This is a genomic window from Bradyrhizobium jicamae (assembly GCF_001440395.1).
Classification (GTDB): domain Bacteria; phylum Pseudomonadota; class Alphaproteobacteria; order Rhizobiales; family Xanthobacteraceae; genus Bradyrhizobium; species Bradyrhizobium jicamae.
In genome coordinates, this window is sequence record NZ_LLXZ01000209.1 from 1 (window position 1) to 7,729 (window position 7,729).

The window sequence follows — 7,729 nt, forward strand, 5'->3', positions numbered from 1 at the left end:
CGGGGAGCCGATGCCGACGATAGGCTTGCGCCTGCTGCTCCAGCAGCTTTGCCAGCACCGCCGGCGCTGCCGCCCGCGAACGTCGCCGAGCTCGCGCGACAGTGACGTGCCGCCATACAAGCGGACGAACCCGTGCGAGAGTAGTCGCTTTTTCTCTTCGACAAACTGTGCATCCCACGGATCCGGCTTCGGCGCGGTGTAACTGCCCGGCTCGCGTCGATCGTCGATGTTGGGGTGCTGCATCAGCCCGAGCGCGATCAGTACCGTAAGCGGGTCGGTGTGAGCCATTAGGGCTGAGGCAGGGACCCATCAAGGGGCCTTCACAGGCGCAACGGTCCACCCGTAGCCTGTTGTCGTACGAGCTTAACGCTGCCGAGACCTCACATCTTGCGTCGCCTGGTCGACAAGGAAGGCGGCAAAGATATCGGCGAGAGGCAGGTCGCACAGAGCCTCCACGAAGAGAAACTGTCCTTGCGGGTTGACCTCGAGGAACACGGGCTCATCGTCGTCGGTCAACTTCACGTCGAAGATCCCCATGACCAAACCAAGCTCGTGGAGGGTGTCGCGCAACCTTTGTTCGAGGTGCCTGTCGAGCGGGTAAGGACTGAAGGGCACATTGAGATCAAACCGCCAGTCGAGTGCCTCGGCCTCGATGAGCGCACCATCGCAGCGCTCGCCAACGACGGAGATGCGCAGGTGACGCGTGCCCGGGATGCATTCCTGGTAGATCGACGCCGCCAGGGCCAGGACTTCCTCGTTGTCGAGCAGCTCCTGGCTGACTATCGCTGTCGACGCCAGTTCGACGCCACGCGGCGTCGCGACAGGCTTGATGATCGCGCCTGGATGCGCCGCGCAAAAGCGGCGAATGTGCACTGGATCTTGACTGACGAGCGTGGCCGGGATCCGGAGACCAGCGCGCTTCGCGGCATGTAGCTGCAGCAGCTTGTTCTCCGCCAAGTGGGTGGCAAGAGGATGGCTGACCCAGTGCCCTTGAAAGGCGTTCAGGAGTATGCCCTCGAGGACCCTCTCAGTACTACGAAAGATAGACAGCTCATAGGCAGCGTCAGTCTCCTCGGGCAGCGTTTGTTTCACGGTCGTGCGCCGGTACCACAGCGTGTTGAGCGTCCTCACATCGACGGTCTGTCCCTCGATGGTCGGGAGAAGGGCTGGTGCCTCACTGTCCGACGACCACTCCAGGCGCCCGCGGAGTACAAGCTCGTCGCTTGGGATCAGGCAGCACCAGACTCCATGCTGCTCTTCGATCTTCTTCTTGATCAGATAGCCATGGGGATCGTCACCATACGTTATGATCCCGATCCGCGGTTCCATGGTGCTCTTCTCCTATGGAAGTCGTCCCGGCTTTCCGGACTGGTCCAGTAAGCCGGAATGAGGAACTCCTGACAAGGATCGTTAGGCGGTGCAGTCGTCAGCCTGCATGACATCCACCCATCCAGCCGAACCCGAAAAGGTCGTGCTACCACCGGAACCGTCAGGCCCTCCAACTGTTAGTTTTGCTCCCGATGCCTCGCGGAGCCGGCTCTGTCCTCCGGCTACCTCGCGGAGCTCGCTCTCGAAGATCTCGAGCCGTTCGGGCTTTTGGGCGTCTGCCTTAACGCCGTCTAGCTGCTTCTGAAAGAATACTGCTGGAATGACTTTCGGCATCACCGTTCTCCATATTTAAAGGGATTGGTACTTAGACAGGCATTTTTGCTTGCCTGTCGCGAGAATAGGCCAGCGGTTCGGTTTCACCGTGATGCGCATCACACGCCAAGGGCCGCGCGATCGCTTTCCGAAGATCGTCTTGAACCCGAGCCAAAACGCGCCCACTGCGCCGGGCGACGATCGCGCCGATCACCGATCCCTACTCGGCAAAATTCGAGGACGTCAGGGTCGTAAATTCGGAAGTTGGGAACCCTGGTCTGCGGGACAGTTAATGCAAAACATGTTGGGAACGGCATGCTTGACATGGCGGCATGCCGGATCGATCGCCGGCCCTGGGTCTGGTACATACGCAGACGGGCAGGGCCGCGGCCGCCTCGGCGAATTTACGGGCTTTGTCTGGATCTGCGCGGCGCTGCTCGGCGGCGAGCTTGGTCAGCGCGAATTCAAGGCTGGCCGTTGTCCGCTGCAGGATATTGCGGCATTGCGTCCAGCCTCTCACGGCGCCGGCAAGTCGGGATCCTTTCCTAGTGGGGGGTTATTCAGACGGCCGGCGCTGGATCGATCCGGCGGTTAAGGCCGCTTCAAAACCGTGGTGATGTCGATATCGAAGCTTTGGCCCAGCTTGTCATGCGGGAGCTGCTTGGCGTGCGCCAGCACCTCTGCCGTGGGAGCGACCAGCGATGCCTGGCCTTCGCGGGTTCATGCCGAGCCGCCGCCGCGCGATGATGATCCGGGGACGAAATATCTGACCTGATCCATTTGAGAGATAAGAAACTGACGCGAACGGGATTCACAAGGCGTTGTGGGATGTACGTGACCTGCCTCACAGCGTAGGGCCGACGCTCGGTCATTCTCGATTCACGGTTGCGGATGACCGGAACCGGATTGGAGAGCTGACCGTTCGGCTCGCCAAGATCACCAACCCCTGTGAAAGGAAGATTGAAATGACGACGAATGAAATGACGAACGAGGAGCTACCCGCGCTTCGCGAACTCGACGTCTCGGAGCTCGATGCAATCAGCGGCGGAATCATAGGTGGCGAAGTAAGTCACCCCTTGGTCCAATCACAAAAAAATCCGGCGCTTCGCGCTTTCATGAACGCCTTCTATGAAAACGGGGGTAGATGAGCGCGGACCCACCAGATGCCGCGTCGACAGATGCTCGAGCTGCCCGCGGACGGCGGCTTGCGCAACTGGGCGAACGGACCGTCGCGCGCGCGAGCGAAGCGGGGTGAAGGTCGAGCTAGAGAGAGGCGGCATAAGCCGCCCTTTTTGATAGCACCCGCATTCTGCGCTTCCCCAACGCATCCGCCGTTATGGCAGGCTGCGATAGCGAGCCCGGCGTCGCTCATGTCGGTTCATCGATCCCTCCTCGTCTTGCGCTGCCGTCGCTTGCGCGGCTTCAGGTGCTTGGTCAGCCCGCTCGCCTCGCGCCACGCCTGTTCGGCCGCGCGCGCCTTCTTCGCCTGCCCGAAGGTCGTGGTCTCGCGGACATCGTCGGCGTGCCGGAGGTCTCGACGGCGGGTCATGACGCAGCCCGCCTGAGCTGACGCGGTGTTATCGGCGGTCGCGGCGTATAGCTCGGTGCATCGTCGTCGTCGGCGGCGAGATCGTCCTCGTCGAGGTCGTTCTCGTCGGCTTCCTCGTCAGGCTCGGGGTCAGGGTCAGGATCCGGATCGGGGTCGCGCAGCGTGGCATGTGCCTGGGCGATGATCGCCGCACGCCGCACCGCGCAGGCGTCCGGATCGACGACATCGACCAGATCGGGGATGCTCTGGTGCGGCGGCGGTTCGGGGATGTCGGCGGGGTCGATGGCGGCGTTCACGAAATAAAAAGCAGTTCTTGCCGCTCTTCGCGTAGAAGGCCGTTCCGCCATAGCCTGAACCAGGCGCATCCTTCAGATAGATCCGACCACGCTTAGTGTTCACGGCTTCAATCGCCGTGACGATGAACCAAAGACGCCTGGCATAGGTCTCCCGAATGACAGCCACGTCACCGGCCTTCGCGTTCCGGTAATAGGTCGCGATCTGCTCTTCCGTCTGGCTGCCGCTCGGATCGCCGGGGCGTTCATTACCAAACAGTGCGCGCAGGCCACGGCTGGACACGATTGCTTCAGGTGGTTTCGTCATTGGCGTCCTCGGTGTCTCAATAGCGACAGCAATCCCGCTGCCGCTGGGGGATTATTCAGCGGGCGACCGGCCGCAGTCGGGGGCTGTTGCAATGCGAGCAAAGCTTGGCTCGCCGGCGACAAGCATGCGACCGCCGCAGCTGCGGCAAATCCAAAGCGAGCGCGCGGCGGCCTGGCGCGCCTGGCGATCGTGGGCGTCGTTTTTCGCTGCAGCTCGCCTCGCCGCAGGTCAGAGTAGAAACATGTTGGTTGCGGGGCGAATTGTCGCCAGTTGTCAAAGCCTTGACAAGAGGCCTTGACGCCGTCCGGGAGATTTTCCGGGACCTCGAGGTGGGCGATCCTCAAACCGATGTAGAATGAACCGCCGCCAATGTGGCTCGGCCGGAGGAGTTCTGGGCGTCCCCATGTGGCGCGCGACAGACGAGGCATGAAGGAGGGTTATCATGCCACACTGTAAGGTTCCTTCGGTGCTTGCTTTAGCAATCCTGACGTTGAGCGAAGCGTTCGCAGCCAATCCCAAAACAATCCTTTAAATTTCGGCCCGTATGCTGGGGCGAGAGCGTTATGGGGATCGGATGTTCTGACGAATTCAATCCCTATCCCGGTAAGCCGGAATGGATCCACTTTCCGTGCGGGTCCGGCGGGAAAGCGACTTCAGTAAAGCTGTTGTTTGTAACAGAGTCTGTTTCAGAGATCCCAAAGATTGCGCCGTTGTCCGTGGAATAGGAGGAAGTGCGGGTTCCTGTCGCTTTCGTTGGGCTGAGGTAGCATGCGGATTACACAAATAGAAGAAAGGCAAGCGCCTGGCCGGCGCGGTCGAGCTGCGCCAGCAGCAGGTCAGAGCACGCGTTCACTAGACGTTTCTTCGAGACTAAATTAGGATTCTTAAGGTTGGACTGCCCGATGCTTCGCTATGGGGAGCAGAGCCATGACCCAGGATAGTTTGCTGCTAACGGCTATGATAGCTTGGCCCTCCGTCGTTTCTGTTGTGCTCGCGTATATGGCGCTCACGCATTGACGCGAGCGAAGCGGTCAGCGGGGTGGCTTTTCCTCCAACCACGTTGGCACGCCTGGTAGAGGCCGCTCGCCGTCGCCGGTGCGGCGATCGCAGCCGTAGCGCCAGAGCAGCCCGTAGGCGAGCTCGGTTCGCCTCGCGTGCGCGAATAAATGGCTGAACCTATAAGCGCCACGCCAGCCACGAGGCAGCGGCGCCAAAACGCCAGTCGTTGCCCCACAGGATCACCGCGCCGGCAAAAATGGATATCAGCCACAGCGCACCGAGAACCATCAGCAGCCTTTTAAGCCAAATCATGCCCACCCCCCTAAAAGCTGTTGCACTGGACCATGCCCGCCAGATTTCGGCACTGCGTGGTCGTTGGAAAACTTGGCGCGGGGGCGCCGGCGCCGATGCCCTTGAGGCTTTGCCCGCGGCCTGAAGCGCCGCCGCGGCCCTCTGAGTCCGGGCTTCCTCGGCCGCCTCGTTCGCCTGCTCGATCTGTGCCATCGTGCGCAGGCATTCGAGACGCTGCGGGCCGCTCGTGTACCCCAGTTGGTCGCAGGAGCGGTTCAGCTTAGCAATAAGCGCCTGCTGCCTCTCGGCCGCCGTCTGGCAACCGGCCAGGGACACGATGCTCCATGACCAAAACTCTCCCGACTGTCGGCCGCGTTGTGTGGTTCACTGCTCGCGCCTAAACTCGATCTCGCCCAGCGGCGAGTCATCCGGTTCACCGAACATCTGATGGATGACGGCCCAACCGTGTTCAAGCATGTCTGCCGCATGGGTCTTGAGGGCATCGTGTCGAAGCGGACGGATGTATCGCAGCGGGCCGTCGAGGACGTGGCTCAAGTCGAAGAACCCGGCGAGCGAGGCGGTGCGCCGACGGAGCAGGAGGTAAAAGAAACCGACGACCGACGCTATGGTTGCATGGTCGAAAACCTATAAGGGCGCGGCCGCCGTGAGATCCCGACGTGTGACCGTGACCCCCATCACAGTCTTGCCGCCGATATCCGTTCTATCATTTCACAATAACGGGAACGGCCTGTTATCGGCAGATCGACAGATCTGGCGAAACTTTATGTGAAGGAAAAGCATGATGAAAACATCACTCGATATGAAAACATCACTCGATTCGGCCACGCTGGCCACAACCATTCGTGAACTCGATGTCACTGAGTTGAGGATGGTCAGTGGCGGTGCGGTCGTTAATACCCTTCCCCCTCGCAACATCGACAATCCGGCGGTCAAGGCGTTCGTGGACGCCTTCCACAAATCGTGTGGCTGTTAGCACATTTGCACAGGTTCAGCCGGGTTTAGAGGTTAGCAGCACGTCCCGCTGCCGGTTGACCACTGCCCCCCGAGATCGGATCGTGACCGCGAAGGGCGTTCGCTAGCTGACCCTGTGACCGGCTCAACCAGGCTCGCCAACTTGATCTGAGATAGACCTCGGCGGCCACAACTCTGCCCCGCGCGTGATCGGTCGCGCTCTCGGGCTCTAGCTCGACAGCCGGGGGGTGGCAGAGCCACCTCCCGATTGTTTTCGACCGGACGATTCCGCTTAGGCCGGCTTCTTCCGTCTCGAAACAACCACGTCTCGGTGGAACAAGGCCGCGAGCCTTAGGCGCCCAGCATTGAGGCCACCGACGCCGCTGAGAACGCCCTGCCGTTCACGTTGACATAGCCGCGGGCTGCCAGATCGGCAGCGATGGCTCGCAGGGAATTGCCGCGCTTGCGCCGGCGCAGCCCTTTGGCGATCTGCACCATCTCCGGATTGATCTCGGCCTTCACGCCGTACCGGCGACTATGGCTTTACGCACATTGACAGCCGAAAGCCGCTCGCCGCGCTAGTCACTCACGTTTTCAATGACGCGCTGGTGAACCTGTCCGTTTTCGATAGCAACGGCGTGGCAACGCTGCATGTCGCGTATCCACCGACAATGACTTGCATCGCCCGCTTGCTTAAGCCGGCCTCCAGGAAGAAGCGGTTGATTACGATCGGTGAGGCCACCAAGGCGATGATTGCGACATTGATGAAGATGTTCGAAACTCCAAACAGATCGAAGGGCAGATCGCCGATGCGCGCGAACGCCTCGCAAGCCTCGATGCCAAGCGCAGTCGTTCGCACTCCCGGCTGTCGTAGGGGATCAGGATGCCGCCGCTTCGCTGGCGCGCATCAATTCCGAGGTTATCCTTGCTCAATTATGCCGACACATCATTGCTGCTCGTGAAGTGGCGCAAATGATCAAGTCTTACCGCAAACAAAAAAATTTCAATTACCGGGACTATGCCGAACTGCTCAAGCAGCAGGCGGCGGAAAGTCTCTCTATCATGCAGCTATCTCGTTCGCTGCGCCTGACCCAGCAAAGCGTAATGGATCGAAAAATTCGGCATCCACGCGGCGGGGGTGATTGGTAATCCATGGGATAGGAACGAGGAGTGACATGGGCATGCTGCAGACCCGTCCCACGCGCCCCCGACCCGTGATGCTGATGGAAAGAGGATCATCACGCTAGAGGCACTCGACGCCTACAAGGAGGTCCGGCGGCTGATGGCCGGCCCGATCCCGGCCAACCCGACTAACCGCTTGCGGCGACAGGAAGCGATCCGGGTAGCGTCTCTAGAACTTCATCTGCTGCTGCGTCGCCGTCCCGAGCAGGTCAACATTCTCGATACCGCCGACGATCGGATGCCGCCGTTCGTGCTTCACGGCGGGGCTGCGATGATGATGGACTGGCAGCAGGCCGCGGCAATCCGCAGACGGTTAGAGCAAATTTACTATGGCTACCCGGGCGAGGTAACTGGCCCAACGCGACAAAAACCCTTTTGAGAGATGCCCGTTCGTGCAGCGAGTGTTCGTTCACCTGAAGTCGCCGTGGGCCGGCCAATCCGACGCGAATGATGTGGTGGACGACGCCCGCTCCCGGCATCGAATGTGCCAAAGGG

The 7,729-nt window shown here is 60.8% G+C and carries 12 protein-coding genes; 5 read left to right on the top strand and 7 right to left on the bottom strand.

Going from position 1 to position 7,729, the window contains the following annotated elements; all coding sequences use genetic code 11:
• From CQ12_RS36520 to CQ12_RS36530, 3 genes are all read right to left on the bottom strand, one after another.
• Window positions 1–288, bottom strand: a 288-nt coding sequence (locus tag CQ12_RS36520; protein ID WP_157088701.1) for a hypothetical protein, incomplete at its 3' end; no start/stop codon positions are given.
• Between the two features lie 75 nt (window positions 289–363).
• On the bottom strand, window positions 364–1,329 hold the full coding sequence (locus CQ12_RS36525; protein WP_057840114.1) for an ATP-grasp domain-containing protein: 966 nt from the start codon (window positions 1,327–1,329) through the stop codon (window positions 364–366).
• Window positions 1,330–1,410: 81 nt separating this feature from the next.
• Window positions 1,411–1,662, bottom strand: coding sequence for a hypothetical protein (locus CQ12_RS36530; protein WP_057840115.1), 252 nt, complete (start codon window positions 1,660–1,662; stop codon window positions 1,411–1,413).
• 944 nt (window positions 1,663–2,606) lie between these two features.
• On the opposite strand from CQ12_RS36530, the gene CQ12_RS36535 reads away from it, so the two are divergent.
• Window positions 2,607–2,789 carry a hypothetical protein gene (locus CQ12_RS36535; RefSeq protein WP_057840116.1) on the top strand — a complete coding sequence of 61 codons (183 nt, stop codon included), beginning with the start codon at window positions 2,607–2,609 and terminating at the stop codon, window positions 2,787–2,789.
• A gap of 230 nt (window positions 2,790–3,019) precedes the next feature.
• On the opposite strand, the gene CQ12_RS44575 is transcribed toward CQ12_RS36535, so the two are convergent.
• The 3 genes from CQ12_RS44575 to CQ12_RS36545 all read right to left on the bottom strand — a co-directional run bounded on the left by CQ12_RS44575 (window position 3,020) and on the right by CQ12_RS36545 (window position 5,416).
• A complete protein-coding gene (locus CQ12_RS44575) occupies window positions 3,020–3,190 on the bottom strand; it encodes a hypothetical protein (RefSeq protein ID WP_157088702.1) in 171 nt (56 codons plus the stop codon).
• Window positions 3,187–3,486 (bottom strand): hypothetical protein, encoded by a 300-nt coding sequence (locus tag CQ12_RS36540; protein ID WP_057840117.1) that lies wholly within the window; start codon window positions 3,484–3,486, stop codon window positions 3,187–3,189. Before CQ12_RS36540 ends, CQ12_RS44575 begins: the two co-directional genes overlap by 4 nt.
• Window positions 3,487–4,966: 1,480 nt before the next feature.
• Window positions 4,967–5,416 (bottom strand): hypothetical protein, encoded by a 450-nt coding sequence (locus CQ12_RS36545; protein WP_057840118.1) that lies wholly within the window; start codon window positions 5,414–5,416, stop codon window positions 4,967–4,969.
• Between the two features lie 111 nt (window positions 5,417–5,527).
• Between CQ12_RS36545 and CQ12_RS36550 the strand changes: the two genes are divergently transcribed.
• Window positions 5,528–5,731 (top strand): hypothetical protein, encoded by a 204-nt coding sequence (locus tag CQ12_RS36550; RefSeq protein WP_157088703.1) that lies wholly within the window; start codon window positions 5,528–5,530, stop codon window positions 5,729–5,731.
• 151 nt (window positions 5,732–5,882) lie between these two features.
• Window positions 5,883–6,074, top strand: coding sequence for a hypothetical protein (locus CQ12_RS36555; RefSeq protein WP_157088704.1), 192 nt, complete (start codon window positions 5,883–5,885; stop codon window positions 6,072–6,074).
• Window positions 6,075–6,403: 329 nt separating this feature from the next.
• On the opposite strand, the gene CQ12_RS44580 is transcribed toward CQ12_RS36555, so the two are convergent.
• Window positions 6,404–6,574, bottom strand: a complete 171-nt coding sequence (locus CQ12_RS44580) for a hypothetical protein (RefSeq protein WP_157088705.1) — start codon at window positions 6,572–6,574, stop codon at window positions 6,404–6,406.
• Between the two features lie 450 nt (window positions 6,575–7,024).
• On the opposite strand from CQ12_RS44580, the gene CQ12_RS44585 reads away from it, so the two are divergent.
• Window positions 7,025–7,201, top strand: coding sequence for a hypothetical protein (locus tag CQ12_RS44585; protein WP_157088706.1), 177 nt, complete (start codon window positions 7,025–7,027; stop codon window positions 7,199–7,201).
• 133 nt (window positions 7,202–7,334) lie between these two features.
• Complete coding sequence (locus tag CQ12_RS44590) at window positions 7,335–7,613, top strand: hypothetical protein (protein WP_157088707.1); 279 nt, start codon at window positions 7,335–7,337, stop codon at window positions 7,611–7,613.
• The last annotated feature ends 116 nt before the right edge of the window (window positions 7,614–7,729 follow it).

Bases quoted from the DNA above. Each gene is read 5' to 3' on its own strand.
- CQ12_RS36525 (WP_057840114.1), bottom strand. From the start codon at position 1,329: ATGGAACCGCGGATCGGGATCATAACGTATGGTGACGATCCCCATGGC.
- CQ12_RS44585 (WP_157088706.1), top strand. From the start codon at position 7,025: ATGATCAAGTCTTACCGCAAACAAAAAAATTTCAATTACCGGGACTAT.
- CQ12_RS36555 (WP_157088704.1), top strand. From the start codon at position 5,883: ATGAAAACATCACTCGATATGAAAACATCACTCGATTCGGCCACGCTG.
- CQ12_RS36535 (WP_057840116.1), top strand. From the start codon at position 2,607: ATGACGACGAATGAAATGACGAACGAGGAGCTACCCGCGCTTCGCGAA.
- CQ12_RS44590 (WP_157088707.1), top strand. From the start codon at position 7,335: ATGGCCGGCCCGATCCCGGCCAACCCGACTAACCGCTTGCGGCGACAG.
- CQ12_RS36550 (WP_157088703.1), top strand. From the start codon at position 5,528: ATGGATGACGGCCCAACCGTGTTCAAGCATGTCTGCCGCATGGGTCTT.
- CQ12_RS36530 (WP_057840115.1), bottom strand. From the start codon at position 1,662: ATGCCGAAAGTCATTCCAGCAGTATTCTTTCAGAAGCAGCTAGACGGC.
- CQ12_RS44575 (WP_157088702.1), bottom strand. From the start codon at position 3,190: ATGACCCGCCGTCGAGACCTCCGGCACGCCGACGATGTCCGCGAGACC.